The sequence below is a fragment of the Brevibacillus fortis genome, from assembly GCF_046196545.1.
Taxonomy (GTDB): Bacteria; Bacillota; Bacilli; order Brevibacillales; family Brevibacillaceae; genus Brevibacillus; species Brevibacillus fortis_A.
The window spans coordinates 2,298,251-2,315,348 of sequence record NZ_CP176370.1; the positions used below are offsets into that span (position 1 = coordinate 2,298,251).

General features: G+C 47.2%; 14 protein-coding genes. 6 read left to right on the forward strand and 8 right to left on the reverse strand.

What is annotated here, in order from left to right:
• Window positions 1–97 precede the first annotated feature (97 nt).
• The 3 genes from ACKKE8_RS11875 to ACKKE8_RS11885 all read left to right on the forward strand — a co-directional run bounded on the left by ACKKE8_RS11875 (window position 98) and on the right by ACKKE8_RS11885 (window position 4,735).
• The gene (locus tag ACKKE8_RS11875; protein WP_409178328.1) at window positions 98–256 is read left to right on the forward strand and encodes a hypothetical protein; all 159 of its coding nucleotides are present in this window, start codon (window positions 98–100) and stop codon (window positions 254–256) included.
• Window positions 257–278: 22 nt separating this feature from the next.
• Entirely contained in the window at window positions 279–1,667 is a 1,389-nt protein-coding gene (gene glmU, locus ACKKE8_RS11880) for a bifunctional UDP-N-acetylglucosamine diphosphorylase/glucosamine-1-phosphate N-acetyltransferase GlmU (protein ID WP_409178329.1), read from the forward strand.
• A gap of 134 nt (window positions 1,668–1,801) precedes the next feature.
• Window positions 1,802–4,735, forward strand: coding sequence for a hypothetical protein (locus ACKKE8_RS11885; RefSeq protein ID WP_409178330.1), 2,934 nt, complete (start codon window positions 1,802–1,804; stop codon window positions 4,733–4,735).
• Window positions 4,736–4,858: 123 nt separating this feature from the next.
• Here ACKKE8_RS11885 and ACKKE8_RS11890 read toward each other — a convergent pair whose 3' ends face one another.
• From ACKKE8_RS11890 to ACKKE8_RS11910, 5 genes are all read right to left on the reverse strand, one after another.
• Entirely contained in the window at window positions 4,859–6,259 is a 1,401-nt protein-coding gene (locus tag ACKKE8_RS11890) for a S8 family peptidase (RefSeq protein ID WP_409178331.1), read from the reverse strand.
• Between the two features lie 85 nt (window positions 6,260–6,344).
• A complete protein-coding gene (locus ACKKE8_RS11895) occupies window positions 6,345–7,115 on the reverse strand; it encodes a Cof-type HAD-IIB family hydrolase (protein WP_409178332.1) in 771 nt (256 codons plus the stop codon).
• Between the two features lie 110 nt (window positions 7,116–7,225).
• Window positions 7,226–8,341, reverse strand: coding sequence for an ABC transporter ATP-binding protein (locus ACKKE8_RS11900; protein ID WP_409178333.1), 1,116 nt, complete (start codon window positions 8,339–8,341; stop codon window positions 7,226–7,228).
• Window positions 8,342–8,453: 112 nt separating this feature from the next.
• The gene (locus tag ACKKE8_RS11905) at window positions 8,454–9,461 is read right to left on the reverse strand and encodes a PucR family transcriptional regulator (protein WP_409178334.1); all 1,008 of its coding nucleotides are present in this window, start codon (window positions 9,459–9,461) and stop codon (window positions 8,454–8,456) included.
• Between the two features lie 42 nt (window positions 9,462–9,503).
• Window positions 9,504–10,406: a metallophosphoesterase gene (locus tag ACKKE8_RS11910; RefSeq protein ID WP_409178335.1), complete on the reverse strand. Its 903-nt coding sequence runs from the start codon at window positions 10,404–10,406 to the stop codon at window positions 9,504–9,506.
• A 158-nt stretch (window positions 10,407–10,564) separates the two neighbouring features.
• On the opposite strand from ACKKE8_RS11910, the gene acsA reads away from it, so the two are divergent.
• Window positions 10,565–12,280, forward strand: a complete 1,716-nt coding sequence (acsA, locus tag ACKKE8_RS11915) for an acetate--CoA ligase (RefSeq protein ID WP_409178336.1) — start codon at window positions 10,565–10,567, stop codon at window positions 12,278–12,280.
• A 49-nt stretch (window positions 12,281–12,329) separates the two neighbouring features.
• On the opposite strand, the gene ACKKE8_RS11920 is transcribed toward acsA, so the two are convergent.
• The 3 genes from ACKKE8_RS11920 to ACKKE8_RS11930 all read right to left on the reverse strand — a co-directional run bounded on the left by ACKKE8_RS11920 (window position 12,330) and on the right by ACKKE8_RS11930 (window position 14,914).
• Window positions 12,330–13,325, reverse strand: coding sequence for a cation diffusion facilitator family transporter (locus ACKKE8_RS11920; protein WP_409178337.1), 996 nt, complete (start codon window positions 13,323–13,325; stop codon window positions 12,330–12,332).
• Window positions 13,326–13,354: 29 nt separating this feature from the next.
• Window positions 13,355–14,392, reverse strand: coding sequence for a flavin-containing monooxygenase (locus ACKKE8_RS11925; protein ID WP_409178338.1), 1,038 nt, complete (start codon window positions 14,390–14,392; stop codon window positions 13,355–13,357).
• A gap of 132 nt (window positions 14,393–14,524) precedes the next feature.
• Entirely contained in the window at window positions 14,525–14,914 is a 390-nt protein-coding gene (locus ACKKE8_RS11930; RefSeq protein ID WP_409178339.1) for an ArsR/SmtB family transcription factor, read from the reverse strand.
• A gap of 174 nt (window positions 14,915–15,088) precedes the next feature.
• Between ACKKE8_RS11930 and ACKKE8_RS11935 the strand changes: the two genes are divergently transcribed.
• The gene (locus tag ACKKE8_RS11935; protein WP_409178340.1) at window positions 15,089–16,093 is read left to right on the forward strand and encodes a permease; all 1,005 of its coding nucleotides are present in this window, start codon (window positions 15,089–15,091) and stop codon (window positions 16,091–16,093) included.
• A gap of 10 nt (window positions 16,094–16,103) precedes the next feature.
• Complete coding sequence (locus tag ACKKE8_RS11940; RefSeq protein WP_409178341.1) at window positions 16,104–17,093, forward strand: TIGR03943 family putative permease subunit; 990 nt, start codon at window positions 16,104–16,106, stop codon at window positions 17,091–17,093.
• Window positions 17,094–17,098: the final 5 nt, after the last annotated feature.

Genomic DNA, 17,098 nt, shown 5'->3' on the forward strand with positions numbered 1-17,098 from the left:
GGAATCCCGGAACAGCCAGCTTTTTGGAGAGAATGGGATTCTTTCCCCATTTTGACTTGTCGGATTTACATTAATTCCGTAAGGGGCTGAATTGTCCATGATGGATTCCACTGACCAAACTCTTGATCAAAAAACGTTGATAGAAATCATGCTTCAGGTTTACGAGAAAGGTCAACAGACAACGACAATGGGAACGAGAGATATTGTTGAGGATATTGTCAACAAAGTAAGGCCGTACTTCAGAGAAGCCAAATAAGTCGATCTGATGGGAGGATCACATGAGTAGTCGTTATGCAATTGTATTGGCAGCGGGAAAAGGGACACGGATGAGGTCTACGCGTTGCAAAGTGCTCCATGAGGTTTGTGGAAAACCAATGATTCAGCATATTGTCGACCGATTACATGGCCTTGGTATCGATGAGATTATTTTGATTGTAGGGCATGGGGCCGAGCAAGTGAAAAAGCAGTTCGGTGCTTCTGTCCGCTATGCTTACCAGCCCGAGCAATTGGGAACTGCCCATGCAGTGATGATGGCGGCTGACCTCCTGCATGACAAACAGGGGACAACGATCGTGTTGAGCGGGGATACACCATTGGTGAGGGAGAAAACGATAGGGCAACTGCTTGAGCAGCATGAAACTCAAGATGCAGCTGCAACTGTATTAACGGCACGAGTAGATGATCCTTCAGGGTACGGCCGATTGATTCGCGACGAAAACGGCCTTGTGGAACGGGTCGTGGAGCACAAAGATGCAACAGCCGAAGAACGGATAATATGCGAGATCAATACAGGAATGTATTGTTTCGACAACCAAAAGCTGTTTCAAGCCCTATCCCGAGTAAAAAATGATAATGCCCAGAAAGAGTATTATTTGCCTGACGTTTTGACTATTTTAAACGAGCAAAACGAGCGCATTGCGGCTTTCATAACCGATGATGCGGAAGAGGGGGGTGGCGTGAATGACAGAATCCAGCTGGCTTGCGCCGAGAGATTGCTCCGTATGCGAATCAATGAACAGCATATGCAAAACGGAGTCACGATCATTGATCCAACCTCCACCTATATTGATGCCGATGTGTGTATCGGACCTGATACGGTTATTCATCCGGGAACGTACCTCCGCGGGAAAACAACAATAGGTCCCGATTGTGTCATAGGACCGAATGCAGACGTAAGTGATTGCGAAGTAGGGTGTAACGTAGAAATTCGTTACGCAAATGCATGTAACAGCATGATTCGTGACGGGGCAGTCGTTGGCCCTTATGCCTATATTCGTCCAGGTTCAGATGTAGGTGAGGAGGCGAAGGTCGGGGATTTTGTCGAACTGAAAAATTCACGTCTTGGGAAAGGTGCAAAGGTTGCTCACCTCTCGTATATTGGTGATTCTGATATCGGTGAACATGTAAACGTAGGGTGCGGTACAATCACTGTCAACTACGATGGCGTCCGCAAGCATAAAACGATCGTTGGTGATCACGCCTTTATTGGTTGCAATGCCAATTTGATAGCTCCAGTTACCATCGGAGAGGGTGCCTATGTAGCCGCAGGCTCTACGATCACAGATGATGTTCCGAACGACGCTTTGGCCATCGCCAGAGAACGCCAGAGCATCAAAGAGAAGTATGCCAAACGCTTGATGGAACCCGCACATAATCGCAGTCAGTAGGAGGATGTCTTATTTTTACAGCTAGCACAGAACCAGAACAAAATCGATCAAGCAGAAAAAAGCTGCTGCTCGGTTTTTTGCTCTTCATCATACCAGTCATCGCAATCATCGCTTATTTGTATAGGACTCCGCCGATGATTGCGACCTGGATTTGGAATACGCAGCTCATTGTTACAGAAAGAGAAGAAATCATCGCATTTGCCAAGCAACATGACGTCAATCTCATTTATTTGCATATTGACCAAGAAAATGTTGCCCATCAAGATTATCGCTCCTTTATTAAGGAAGCAAATGCATCCGGTATTCGCGTGGATGCTCTTGCAGGAGATCCGGTATGGTCTCTCGCTTCCAATCGAAAAAGTATTACCACCTTTGTAAACTGGGTTCAGACCTATAATAAATCAGCAGGAGAAGGTGAAAGATTTAGCGGTCTCCATCTCGATATTGAGCCTCACGTTTTACCCGAATGGAATGAGAACAAGGAAGTAATCAAAAACGAATGGGTTGCCAATATCGAGTACTTGTCCGCGGAACTCAAAAAGGACCCGGCTTTGGAGCTAAGTGTCGATATTCCATTTTGGATGTACGAGCTGTCGCTGGAAGGCAAATCGGAAAGTGTCAGTAAATGGCTGGTCAATACGCTAGATCATGTAACGTTAATGGCCTATCGCGACAGGGTAGAGGGACCGAACGGGGTATTGGAAATTGTGAACCCGATCATGAACGAAGCTGACGATCAAAAAAACAAAGTGGTCGTAGGTCTTAACCTGCTGCAAAGCGCAGAGGGAGAAAACACAACCTTTTATGAGGAAGGGCATGGCGGATTGGAGGAGCAACTGGCGGTTCTCGAAGATAACCTCGAAGAATTTGCAGGCTACGCCGGATACGCCATCCATGATTACGAGAAGTGGAAGGAACTGGTCAAAAAAAGTGAAGCCCATATGGAAGCAAGCAAAGCATCAAAACCGATGCCTGTATTCGAAGGTGAAGGCAGGAAGCTGGTTGCCAAAGTAGACGGTGGGGATATTGCTCTCTATAACGGGCAAGGCTGGGAACCTGTGTTTTGGGCGGGAATTAATCTAGGGGCAACGACACCAGGACACTATCCTGGAGAGCTTTCCCCGACCCGCGAGGATTACTTGCGCTGGTTTTCGCAAATGAAGGAAATGAATAACAAAGTCGTCCGCATTTATACGATTCTACCTCCGATTTTTTATGAGTCTTTACACGAGTTCAACCAAAAGCAGGAAGAGCCGCTGCTCTTGCTGCAAGGAATCTGGTCGCCGGATGAAGCACTGGCAGGTGAAGATCGAAAAGGACGGGATGCATTTACTCCCGAGATCACCAGAGATTTTCGCCAAGAGATTAAAGACGCTGTACATGCAGTCCATGGAGACGTGACTCTCCCAGAGCGGTACGGTCGTGCAAGCGGTGAATACCGAACAGATGTGTCGGAATACTTGGTAGGATGGATACTCGGTACCGAGTGGCATCCGTATACGGTGCAAGTGACGAATGCATCTCATCCGGACATGCCTCCTTACCAGGGAAAATATATCATGGCAACGGAAAAAGCTTCTCCTTTTGAGAGCTGGCTTGCCATCATGCTTGATTATTTGGCTGAGGAAGAGATGAAATACGGCTGGCAGCATCCAGTATCGTTCACAAACTGGCTGACGACTGATCCTCTGTCACATCCCAATGAGCCGCTGCCGCAAGAGGATATGGTCTCGATCGACCCGATGAATCTGAAAGCATCGACGGAATGGACAGCTGGTTACTTTGCTGCTTATCATGTCTATCCGTATTACCCGGACTTTTTACGATATGAGGAAAAGTACCAAGCGTACCGGGATTCCAGCGGCAAGATAGACCCGTATGCCGGATACTTGCGTGATCTGCGTGCCCACCATAAAGGAATCCCGTTGTTGGTTGCCGAATATGGCGTACCTAGCTCACGGGGAATGACTCATTATGGGCCTGCTGGACGGAACCAAGGAATGCATACGGAACAAGAGCAAGGCGAGATGAACGCCGATATGCTGCGTAATATTTATGAAGAAGGCTATGATGGCGCACTTTTATTCGCATGGCACGATGAATGGTTTAAATTTACCTGGAATACGATTGACCTGGAGCTACCTTGGGAGCGGAGGGCGATGTGGAACAATCCGTTGACGAACGAGGAAAAATTCGGCGTCATCGCGGTGGAACCCGGTAATTACGCCTCTGACCAGATCATCCTTGATGGGAAAACAGCAGATTGGGAAAAAAGACTTCAGCGAGTCAAACGTGCTTATCCGGGATTTGATCTATCTGTTTCACACGATGAAGCGTACTTGTATCTCATGCTAAAGAAGAGTGAAGGAGTTTGGGATTTCTCTACGGACAGGCTGGATATTGGCTTCGATACGCTGAGTGGTGGGAGTCGAACCGCTGATAAAGCACCAGGTATTACATTTTCCCAAGAGATCGAATTTTTGCTGCGAATGCAAGGGGACAGCCATTCTCGCATTTTTGTCAATAGCGCCTATGATCAGCATAGTTGGCTATATGGGTACATCAAGGGAATGCTGCCTTGGGACGAGCGATATGATCAAGCAGATAGGGGCATATTCTTGCCATGGAAGCTGGCGCTCAACAAAGCATTGTATTTACCGGAAACCAAGAAAACAGTACCTTTCGAAGAGCTGGAAGTGGGCATCATGAAGCCAGGGATTTCCAATCCGGAAGATCCGGCTTACAACTCATTGGCAGATTGGTATGCAAAGGGCAATGTTTTGGAAATACGCATTCCTTGGATGCTTTTGGGGTATACTGACCCGAGCAGCAAACAGGTTTGGAAATATCCGTATGAGGCGAAAGGAATCGTACCCACCGAAAGTAAAGGTGTCGGAGTGGAAGTATTTGCACATTCCAATCAGAAGCCATTCTCGCAAGAAGCTTCCAAAACATTCTTGTACCAATGGGACAAATGGGATCTGCCAACGTACCATGAACGAAAAAAGAAGAGCTTTGAGATTTTGCGCAAGGCTTATGAAGCATATGGTACGCCAAAGCCTGAGTAACAAAAAAGGTGGTCAACAGCCACCTTTTTTCTATTGGAACCGCAACGAAAGGTATATAAAAAAGGCGTACAAACTTTGGATCGGTTCGTACGCCTTTTTGTTCATTGAAGTCTATTACTGAACTTATTGCCCACCGAAGCGTAGCCGTTGAAAGAATTTATTGAGCAAGCCGCCGATTGTTTGTGGCGGTTGTTCCGTTTTGAGTTGCTCGGCTGGCTTGGCTTGGCGAAGGGCCTGGTTGACATTGATCATGCCGTACCCGTATAACCGATCGTGCCCAGGAGCACCGAGGTCAGTCGAGGATTGTCTAATGAGATTCATCACGTCTTGGGTACTCATATTGGGATGAATGGAACGGATGAGCGAAGCGAGGGCAGCGACATGAGGGCATGCCATCGATGTACCTGATAGCGAGGCATAGTCGCTATAAATGTACGTGCTCGGAATATCGACCCCGGGAGCAGATACATCTACATAAGTACCAAAGTTGGAAAACTCAGCGCGTTCTTTACGGTGATCGACAGCGGCAACGGCAATAACTTCATCATAGGCAGCAGGATAGCTAGGCTGATCACTCGCATCGTTTCCGGAAGCCGCGACTAACACGACATTTTTATCAAAGGCATAGCGACAAGCTTCCCGCAGAGCAGCAGAGGAGGTGTAGTTGCCTACACTCAAGTTGATGACATCCGCTCCGTTGTCTGTCGCCCAATAAATGCCTTGTGCGATGTCCACGGCTGATCCCGAACCGTCTGCGCCGATGGCTTTGATCGGCATGAGCTTGCTATTCCAGGACATCCCGGCAATGCCATCTGCGTTATTCGTTTTCGCTGCTATGACACCTGATACGTGGGTACCATGACCATTATCATCCTCAGGTTTGTTACTGCCGTCCAAAACGTTGTAGCCTTTGACCAGCTTACCAGCAAATTCCGGATGCTTCATATCCACACCTGTATCGACGACTGCAACGATGACATCACTGCTGCCTTCGCTGACGTCCCAGCTTTGCTCCATGCCGATCAGAGGGAGATTCCACTGGTATTCCTTGTAATACGTATCGTTTGGTTTCACGTTCGGGAGTAAGAGGTAATTTGGCTCGGCAAATACGGAGTCAGGATGTTCAGCCAGTTTTTTCATGAGCTGCTTGGTAGTCATGCTCTTTGATTTGATAATGAGAAATTTGTCAAAATCACGTTTGATCTTGGCGTCCAACGAAGAAACGAGCTGATCAATTTTTTCTTGCTTGGGGCGTGGTGAAAAGCGCACGACGACTTCATTTTCTACATAATGACTGCGATCACGCTGGTTATGATGAAGCGTTTGAATATGGCTTTTTTTCTCCAGGTCACGACGAATGTCTTTCACCTGTTCAATGTAGTTAATCCGGGGAATTCTCGCCTGAACCGATGTCACGTGGGGATGAGGTTCGCGCATTTCTTGTTCTGCATTCTGATTCATCCGATACGGGACAACTACGAGACCGACCAAGGCAACAGCGGCAACAATAGGCCAGACGCGCAAAAAAACTCACTCCCTCCAGTGCTGTTGTCTATAGCGTGCACATGAAGGGAGTGATTATGAAGGAAATAGCTTACAGTTAGAATGACTAGATTAAACCAAGCTTTGCTAGGCCATGTTGGATGCCACTGTCGTTTACGTGGCGCGTAATCATATTGGCGAACGGCTTCAATTCTTCATGAGCATTCCCCATCGCTACCCCCATGCCAACATAGGAGAGCATCTCTTTGTCGTTCAATCCGTCTCCAAAGGCAACAGCATCCGCAGGAGTTAGTCCAAAATGTTTTAAGACGGCTTCAATTCCTTTTGCTTTGGAGCCGTTTGGGGGTAAAATATCCATGCAGTGTTCATGCCAACGAATGTAAGAGACGTCATGGAATCCACTCGTGTATTTCGATTCATCAGCGCCACAGTAAAGAAATGCTTGATAAATCGGCGTTTGCTCCCAGTAGCGATTGCGATACGCTGGGGATTCCAGTCGCAACCAATCAAAAGACTCAATGATATGTGGGTGGTCCATGGCATTGGCATAGCAGTGATCTGCGCTCAAAAATACCATGGGATGGGAATGACCCTCCGCCATTTGTTCGAGCTTTGCCAATGTATCAGTAGCAATTGGCGTGTGATGGATGATCTTCCCTTCGCTCTTCACATACGACCCGTTAAAGCCCACGAATGTCTCAATGCCCAATTGCTCAGCGATTGGCATTAAATGATAAGGAGCTCGGCCGGTTGCGATCGCGACATGGACACCGTTTTGTTTTAATGTTTGTACGGCGTCCACCGTTGTTTGTGGAATGATGTGATCGGTGTTCAGTAAGGTTCCGTCAATGTCAAAAAAGACGATTTGATAAGCCACTTCTTATCCGCTCCTTCTCCACGCTATCTCTAGTTGTTCTCTCTGTATAGGTTTTGCACAAAAAAATAGGAAAAGGAATGCCGGATGGGACACTCCTTCTCACTTCGCTATTAGAATACAGCTACTTCTGTCTCGCTGTCAAATACATGACATTTGGCAAGATCCATCGCTAGTTTTACCTTCATCTTTGGTTTTAGCGCTTCACGAGAATCCACGCGTGCTACCATCTGGGTATCTCCGATATTGTGGAAATAGACGTACAATTCGGAGCCCATGTTTTCTACGACTTCAACTTCTGCTTCCAGTGAGCTCTCAAATGGATTTGCTTCCATAAAAGAGGCGTCGCTGTATATGTCCTCAGGGCGAATCCCAAAAATAACCTGCTTATTTACATAACCTTTTTCCCGTAAAGTCTTGGCTTTATCTTCTGGGAAGCGTACATGAATATTTTGCGCATCAAAATAGAGTGCTCCGTCTTTATCGGAAAGATTCCCTTTCACAAAGTTCATCGCAGGCGAGCCGATGAAGCTCGCTACAAACAGATTGACTGGATGATTGTAGATTTCAGTAGGGGTTGCCACCTGTTGAATAAGACCGTCCTTCATGACGACGATCCGGTCTCCCATGGTCATGGCTTCTGTTTGATCGTGCGTCACATAAATGATCGTGGTATTCAAGCGTTGATGCAGTTTCAAAATTTCCGTGCGCATTTGTACACGCAGCTTTGCATCGAGGTTAGACAACGGTTCATCCATCAAAAATACTTGCGGCTCACGAACGATCGCACGACCTAATGCAACGCGCTGTCTTTGGCCTCCGGACAGAGCTTTTGGCTTGCGGTCTAGCAAATGCGAAATATCGAGGATTCGAGCTGCATCTTGAATTCGCTTATCAATATCGGATTTGGAGAATTTGCGCAATTTCAGGCCGAAAGCCATGTTTTCGTATACATTCATATGCGGATAGAGTGCATAGCTTTGAAAAACCATGGCGATGTCGCGATCTTTGGGAGCCACATCGTTGACACGGCGATCGCCTATGTATAAATCACCTTCTGAAATCTCTTCCAGACCTGCAATCATGCGCAGTGTGGTAGATTTTCCACAACCAGATGGTCCGACTAGAACGAGGAATTCGCGATCTTGAATTTCTAAGTGAAAATCGTCAACTGCCGTAATGTTGTTTCCATATCGTTTATAAATGTGGGAAAGACTTACCTTTGCCATGAAAAAGGCACCTCCTCGGGTTTGTGAAGAGAGCAAATTCTGGGATGACTGTAATGGTAGGGTACCAATTCACTTGGAAGATGGATACGGACAGTATATACGAAATGTTTTGTTAATTTTGACGAAAAAGAAGGTAGAGCTGCAGCATGACCGCATCAGGAAACAATCGCGGGTCTAAACCGGTTTGTTCCGTCAGCTTGTCCAATCGATACAACAGCGTATTCCGATGAAGGAAAAGCTGCCTTGCTGTATCGCTTACATTCAATTGTCTGGCGAACAACGTATCTAATGTTTCCAATTGTTCTTCTGTCATATGCGGAACGGTTATGATAGCGGCCAGCTCGTTGGCGATTGCGGCTGCTATTTCTTTGGGGAGAGAAGCTGCCCATCGTTCTAACGGATAAGACCAATCTCCAGCGACCATCATTTGTGGTCGATAGGATTGAAGGGCACGGGCGAGTGATAATTGCCGTAAAAGAGTGTCGCCCAATACAAGTGGACTCGTGATTGGCGATCCGACAACAAGGCGAACGGGTTCCATCCATTCCATCGAAATCAGATCATGCAAGCCAGATGCCCACTCCAAAAGCTCTGAAGCTGTTTTTTGATGATCGAGCATGGAGACAGGGACGATGAGAAGTGCATGTGTTTGCGTCAACGGAATGAAATCGGGTACTCCTTCAAAAAAATCATGCAACAAGGGCTGCAAAAAATCCCATTCTCCCTTGCGATCCGGTCTGCATCGCTCCAATAAAAAAGAAACACGCGCTTCTTTCCACGGCCATTTTGCTTCCAACTGAGCAGGGATTACTACAGGGGAGCCGGAGGCAATGCCTGAAAGCCAATTGGATATCTGTTTTGGTAGGGGGAGCGTTGCTGGATCATCTACATGAGGAAAAATCAGATCCAACAACGCTCGGGCTGAAGAATGCCAAGAAGCCGTTTCGATAAGGATCAATGTCATTACACCGTTACTTGAATGGAGGGCAACTTGCTCCCAGCCTTTTTGTACCCAATCCTGCTGGGCTTGTGCTACCTCTGTTTGTGAGACTTGTACATATTCAATAGGTAAATTTATCGCTTGTCGGATGTGCTCGACATCTCTCTTCCATTTTTCCACAAGGTGACCCCCATCTCGACACGAAAGTAAGGCTATTATACCTTAGTCGAGGGCGAGCGTGGCAGCTGTTTCTTGTAGAGCCGGAGCTGGAGCAGCCATCTCGTTGAATGGAGCATCGCTGCCCAGCACATGCAAGGTTATCTCGGGACGGGAACGCAGACGGATGTTAACCCCTGTTTGCCCCAGGCCCTCACTGATGTAAAAGGGTCGACCATCCATCTCGTGAAGACCTTTCACGATATTCAGCTTAGGCAGTTTCCCCATCGTTGCGAGATGAAAGGGGCGAGGCCAATGAATCTGTCCTCCGTGAAAATGCCCTGACAACAAATAATCATAAGCATACTCCTTCATGTGCAAAACTATATTAGGATCATGAGTCAAGACGAGCCTTGCTCCCGTTTCGGGTACACCTGAAAACGACTTGGCCAAGTGGCTGTGACGGGTACTGAAATCATCTACACCAATGATGTGCAACGGTTGTCCCTTGTGATAGACCGTTTCATTTTGGTTGATCAAAACACGACAGCCAATTCGCTCAAGCTCAGATTTTAGCTGCGCGAGCTTATGAGGCGAGAGGACATAATCATGGTTGCCAAAAACAACAAAAGTTCCTAGTGCTGGATTTAATTGCTGAACGGTTTGCACAAAAGAAACAGCCTTCGGAATGTTTTTTTCTCGATCCAACAAGTCCCCAGTAATCGCAATCAGATCCACCTGACGATCCGAGAAATCAGCGACAATTTGTTCGGGTCGTACCGACAAATTTTCCATGTGCAAATCAGACAAATGCAGTATCGAAATCGGCTCAAAATCATGAGGATTTTGAATGCGCAAAGACTTTTGTAAAGTTATGCTTACATCTTTTGTTTGAACATCAAATGTATTGCGATAGGCTCGAAAAAGCAACAAGGCGATAGCGCCAAGTAAAAGAAGCCAGATCGTCATGGTCAGCCATCTCCTTCGCAGTAAGAGTACTGTCATTATACAAGAAAAAGTTCACGATCGAATAAGTAGGTTCTGGCAGGAGGAATTACGCAAAAAATGTAGAAATATTATGAATGTTGCGTAGTGAGAAAAACGATGTTGAGTGGGAGAGTGAAGACATGAACGTGGAGAAAATTCCAGCAACGGAAGGCCCTTATAATCTGAAAAATTATGACGAAGCATATGCGAATTTTGATTGGGCGGATGTGGAGAAGCAATTCTCTTGGTATGAGACCGGGAAAGTGAACATGGTGTACGAAGCCATTGATCGACATCTCGCTACTGATCGGAAAGACAAAATCGCTTTGATGTACAGCAATGCGACGAGAGACGAGACTTATACTTTCGCGCAATTAAGCAAATTATCCAATAAATTCGGAAACGTTTTGCGGAATTTGGGCATTGTGAAAGGGGACCGCGTTTTCGTCTTTATGCCGCGTTCGCCGGAGCTTTATGTAAGCGTTTTAGGCACGATCAAGGTTGGCGCAATCGTAGGACCGCTGTTCGAAGCGTTCATGGAAGCGGCTGTGCGTGATCGCTTGGAAAATAGCGAAGCAGTTGCGATCGTTACGACACCTGCACTCTTGCCACGCATTCCCGTAAGCGACCTGCCTGCACTAAAACACGTGATTGTTGTGGGTGCAGAAGAGGAGCTTAAAGAAGGCCATATCAGCTTTGAAAAGGCGATGGAAGAAGCCTCCTCCGAGCTGGAAATCGAATGGATGGATCGTGAGGATGGAATGATCCTCCATTACACTTCAGGCTCAACGGGCAAGCCAAAGGGTGTTCTGCATGTTCATAATGCCATGATCCAGCATTACCAGACTGGGAAATGGATTCTCGACTTAAAAGAGGATGATATTTATTGGTGCACAGCAGACCCAGGCTGGGTAACGGGTACTTCTTACGGCATTTTTTCACCTTGGTTGAATGGAGCAACGATTGTCGTACGTGGTGGACGTTTCACTCCTGAAGACTGGTATAAAGTCATTGAGAAAAACAAAGTATCGATATGGTTCAGTGCTCCGACTACGTTCCGCATGTTCATGGGGGCAGGGGATGAACTCGTCAAGCAATTTGACTTATCCAGTCTGCGTCACGTCCTGAGTGTTGGTGAACCACTCAATCCTGAAGTCGTTCACTGGGGTATGCGTGTATTCAATCAGCGTATTCACGACAACTGGTGGATGACGGAAACAGGTGCTCAGCTGATTTCTAACTATCGCTGTATGGCGATCAAGCCTGGATCGATGGGGAAGCCGTTCCCAGGTATTTATGCAGCAATTATCGATGACCGTGGCAACGAGCTGCCGCCGAATCGTATGGGGAACCTGGCAATCCGTGCGGGCTGGCCGGCCATGATGAGACAAATCTGGAACAACCCAGCGAAGTATGAAGAATACTTCAGCATCCCAGGCTGGTACGTGTCCGGAGATTCTGCATACAAGGATGAAGAAGGCTACTTCTGGTTCCAAGGCCGTATTGATGATGTGATCAATACTTCCGGTGAGCGAGTCGGTCCGTTTGAAGTAGAGAGCAAGCTCGTGGAGCATCCAGCAGTAGCCGAAGCGGGCGTCATCGGCAAACCAGATCCGGTTCGTGGTGAAATTATCAAAGCGTTCATCTCGCTGCGGGCTGGCTATGAGCCTAGTGAAGCGTTGATGGATGAAATTCGCAGGTTTGTGAAAGAAGGACTCGCTGCACATGCTGCCCCTCGTGAAATCGAATTCCGCGACAAGTTGCCAAAAACGCGTTCCGGAAAAATCATGCGTCGTGTCTTGAAAGCGTGGGAATTAGGTCTACCGACTGGTGACCTGTCTACCATGGAAGATTAATCACAAGAAAAACCATCTCTCGAAAATGTCGGGAGATGGTTTTCTTTTTTTAGGAATGGCTATGTTGCTTATGATCATGCGCATGGTCATGGTTGTGATCGTGATCGTGTGAATCGGCTGTTGCCTGACAATGTAAGTCACCGTGTGTAGTAGACGAGTTCTCAATCTGGATTGTCGCGTGTGTAATACCGAATTCTTTTTCCAAAAGGGCCAGCGCTTCATTTAACACAGGGTAGCTAGGCAAATCGTCCTCGACAACCAAATGGCATGTCAGGGAATCAAATCCGGAAGTAACTGTCCAAATGTGGAGGTCATGCACTTTGATAACTCCAGGTAGCTGACTGAATCGTTCTTCCACTTTTGTCGTATCCAGCCGTGAAGGAGCGCCTTCCAGCAAAATATTGACGGATTCTTTCGTTACGCGCCATGCGCTCAGCATGATCAGGACAGCCACGACGATACTGATGATCGGGTCAGCAATATACCAGCCAAAAGCCCACATCAGGATACCACCAACGATTGCACCGACAGAACCGAGAAGATCGCCGAGAACATGGAGATAGGCACTGCGTACATTGACGTTGTTCTTGGTATCGCCACGCATGAGTACAATGGCAGCCGCAATATTTGCCAAAAGACCTACGCTGGCGATGATGATCATGGAGCCGCTGGCAACCTCGGGCGGATTCCACATGCGTTGGAACCCTTCCCAGAAAATGAACAAGGAAATCAGTACAAGTGTCACACCATTGGTCAGTGCTGCCAAAATTTCAAAGCGTTTCAGCCCGAAGGTTCTCTTGGCAGAGGGTGGTCGTGCAGCGAAATGAACAGCGATCAAGCTCAACAGAAGCGCCAATGCATCACTTAACATATGCCCAGCATCAGAGAGCAATGCCAAACTATTGGTGAGGAAGCCCCCGATGGTTTCTACAACCAAAAATACAGCAATGATGAAGAAAGAAATGAGAAGAGCTCGTTTACTAGCTCCTTTTCCATGGTGATGGTGATCATGACCATCTCCATGATCGTGATGATGAAAGCCCATGATTGTGTCCTCCTTATAAAACGAATGATTTATAGATGCTCTGCTAAATAAAGTGCGTCATTTCCGACACCACCCATAAGCGCTGATCCTCGCGTATGCTGCCAGGGCAGACCGAGAAAAGATAGACCAGGAACGTTTGTTATCCCTCGATGATGAATCGGTCGGCCATGGGAATCGAGGACATTGGGAACGTGTAGCCAATCGTAGTTCGGTCGAAAACCGGTAGCCCACAATATGTTGTTGACCGTTGCTTGTGTTCCATCTGCAAAAGTAGTGGTATTTCCGTTCACCTGTACGGCTCGGGGAACCAATCGCAATGCTCCGGTTCTGGATAGTTCGCGGACCTGCTTTTTGTAGCCGAAAATCGGATCGGGTGAGCTGCGCATTTTCTTGCCGAGCCAGGTGGAGTGGGGAGCATCGAGTAACCCCAGTATCTTCATGTAATCAAATATAGGTTTTCCAAAAATGAAGATTGGCAAGTAAGAGCGTGATTCTCCCTGTGAAAAAATAACGGGTCGATGGGCGGCGAGCTCTACCGCAATCTGTGCTCCAGAGTTGCCACTGCCAACGACGAGGACCGTGCCGTCGATGAGCTGGCTCTCATTCTTGTACTGCGAAGTGTGCAGTTGATTAACAGTGTCCAAGCTGTTCGCGATAGCTGGGATAAACGGTGTATGAAATGCTCCAGTCGCAATAACGACTTGCTTCGCGTAGAGCAGACTGTCTTGTGTCCTTATCTGAAAGCTGAAACCAACCTTGCTGAGCTCCATAACAGTTGTACCCAGCATGACAGGCAATTCGAAATGTTTGGCGTACAATTCCAAGTAGTCTGCCGCTTCATCCTTATTCGGGAGTGTATTCGGCTCTCCGGGAAACGCAAGACCAGGTAGTTGATTATGCTTACGTGGCGTAAAAAGCACGAGTGAATCGTAGCGCTGCCGCCAACTATCACCGATCCGTTTGTTTTGCTCCAAAATGACAAAACGGCGATTTTTACACTTGAGTGCATATCCGAGAGCAAGCCCCGCCTGCCCTCCGCCAATTACGATGACGTCATAGTCGTTCATGATTCGGGCCTTCTTTCGGTAAGGATTAACTAAATCATACCATATTCATTATCATATTCAAGTAATTATTTGAATGTTTTTTGAGCATCAGCAAAAAAAGGCCGCCACTTATCGTGACGGACGCCAATAGATTTACGGTTTCGATTGCTTCAATTCAGCAGCATGCTCAATTCCACACATGATTAAATGACGGACATGATCATCATCTAGCGAGTAATAGACGAGCTTGCCGTTTTTACGGTACCGGGCAAGACCCATGTTTTTTAACAAGCGCAGATGGTGAGAGGTATTGGGGATCGAACTATTGATGGTTGCTGCGACATCACAAACGCATAGCTCTCCTTCAAGAGCCAGCGCGTAAATGATTTTTGCCCGCGTATCGTCTGCGAGAGCCTTAAAGAGAGAGGCCACACCTTCCGTTTCCATCATTCTGGGCCGAAGCCTGTTTACTTTTTCTTCATCGATCGTCTGTACTTCACAAACCTCTAGATCAGTGGGAATGCGCTGAATATCTTCGCTCACTTCATTCACCCCGAACCGTTCCATTTTTCACCATTATAAGACGGATGTAGGGGGAAGGGAAGGCTGTACAACCTGTTCATTTTGCAAAAAAATAAAAGGACAAGCAGGAAATATCGATGACCATATATAAATAGGAATGATACCTATTTGCAAATGGAAGGAGAGAACTCTCACTTGATTCTGAAGATTCGCCAATTCCTGGTTGAAATAATCGGGGCGCTCCTGCTTGGACTAAGTGTCGTTTGGCTAACAATGGGCAGAGATAGCGGCTTGTTTTCCGGTTGGAGCATAGAGTGGTCCCCTTTGTGGCTTGATGTGAAAACCTTTTTCCTTAGTATTTGGCTGGAAGCAATCCCGTTTGTTCTCTTGGGTGTATTCTTTTCTGCATTTATCCAGACGTTTGTGACAGAAGAGCAGGTGAGGCGCTGGACACCGAAGCATCCACTCGTGGCCCTGCCGTTTGCAGGTTTGCTCGGGTTTTTGTTCCCTGTATGTGAATGTGCCATTATCCCTGTGGTTCGTCGCTTGATCCAAAAAGGGATGCCGCTATCAGTCGGGATTGTTTTCTTATTGGCGGGACCGATTGTGAATCCGGTTGTTTTGTCATCGACCTATGTCGCTTTCGCCCGTCAGCCGGAAATGGCTCTCTACCGGGGCATTGCGGGATTCGTTGTTGCCCTCATTGTAGGCATGCTTGTCTTCTTGTTTGTCAAAAAAAATCCGATACGGCTCGGCATGGAATCGCAAATCAGTCATGAAGCCGAGCATGTAAAAGCGACGGGTGGCAAGCTGTCCTCGACATTTGCCCACGCGGTGGACGAATTTTTTGACATGGGAAAATATTTGTTGTTTGGTGCGTTTATCAGCGCGCTTCTACAGGTATATATCAGCCGGGATACGCTCATGGACATTGGTCAGACCCCACTCACCTCCAATTTGGTCATGATGGGGATGGCGTATTTGTTTTCGCTATGTTCAGAGGCGGATGCGTTTATCGCTGCTTCCTTTGCCAATACGTTTTCAAGCAGCGCGTTGCTTGCATTTCTTGTGTTCGGTCCCATGCTCGATTTGAAAACGACGTTGATGCTATTTGGAACGTTTCGCTTTGGTTTTGTTGTCAAACTGGTCGTGGCTATTACACTTTTGGTCATTTGCGTCACCATGCTCATACCGATGTAAGGAGGAAAATATGGATCAGAACAAAATGAAACGTCATCATGTCATGCGCAGTCTGATATTGGCGGGCATTACAGCGTTGTTGGCCTATTTGATCCTGTCGGAAACGCTCAGTCACTATCTCGCACCGCGTTTGCACATGTTCAGCTATGTCACGTTCGTCATCCTGGCCCTGTTGACAATTGTCAGCATACGGCAAATTTTTGTAGGCAGTAGCGTTTACGATTGCGATTGTGAGGAGCAGCACAAAGTTCCGCGTACACCGATGGGCTCCCTTTTGGTTTATGGCTTGTTTGTGCTCCCCATTGTGATGGGATTTGTCATGCCGGATAAAATTCTTGGCAGCGATGTAGCGGAGAAGCGGGGGATAACGCTACTCAGCAATGATGTACGAAAGCTAGCGGATGTTACGGCGAATGCGAATGCAAAAGAAAATACGAAGCAGACAGCAGTGGAAAAAGAAGATACCGAGTCAAGCGTAGAACCACAGCAGCCCGAGGCTAACAATCAAGTAGCAACACCCCCGGTGCAAGCAATAGACGACGAACAATTGCGTCAGCGATTCTCAAACGGGGGATTTGGTGACTTTTACACGGATATCGCCGTCTTTTTACATAAACAACCAGTTATTGAACTGAATGACAAAGTGTTCCTGGACGGACTCACCACGATGGAGCTGTATGCAAAAGAATTTGCTGGAAAAGAGCTTGAGACGATGGGATTTGTATATCGGCAGCCTGATTTTACCAAACAGCAGTTTGTCGTAGCTCGTTTTTCCGTCACTTGCTGTACAGCAGATTCCAGTGTTTATGGCGTTTTGGTGGAAAAGGAGGACGCGAACAAATGGACAAAAGATAGCTGGGTAAAAGTTCGCGGAAAGCTCGAGCTGCGTCAGGTAGACGGATACGACATGCTCGTTCTCAAAGCCTCTCAGGTTGAAGCCGTTTCTGCACCGAAAGATCCTTATGTGTACTATAGCTTTGAAGCAGCACCAGACAGCTAACATGC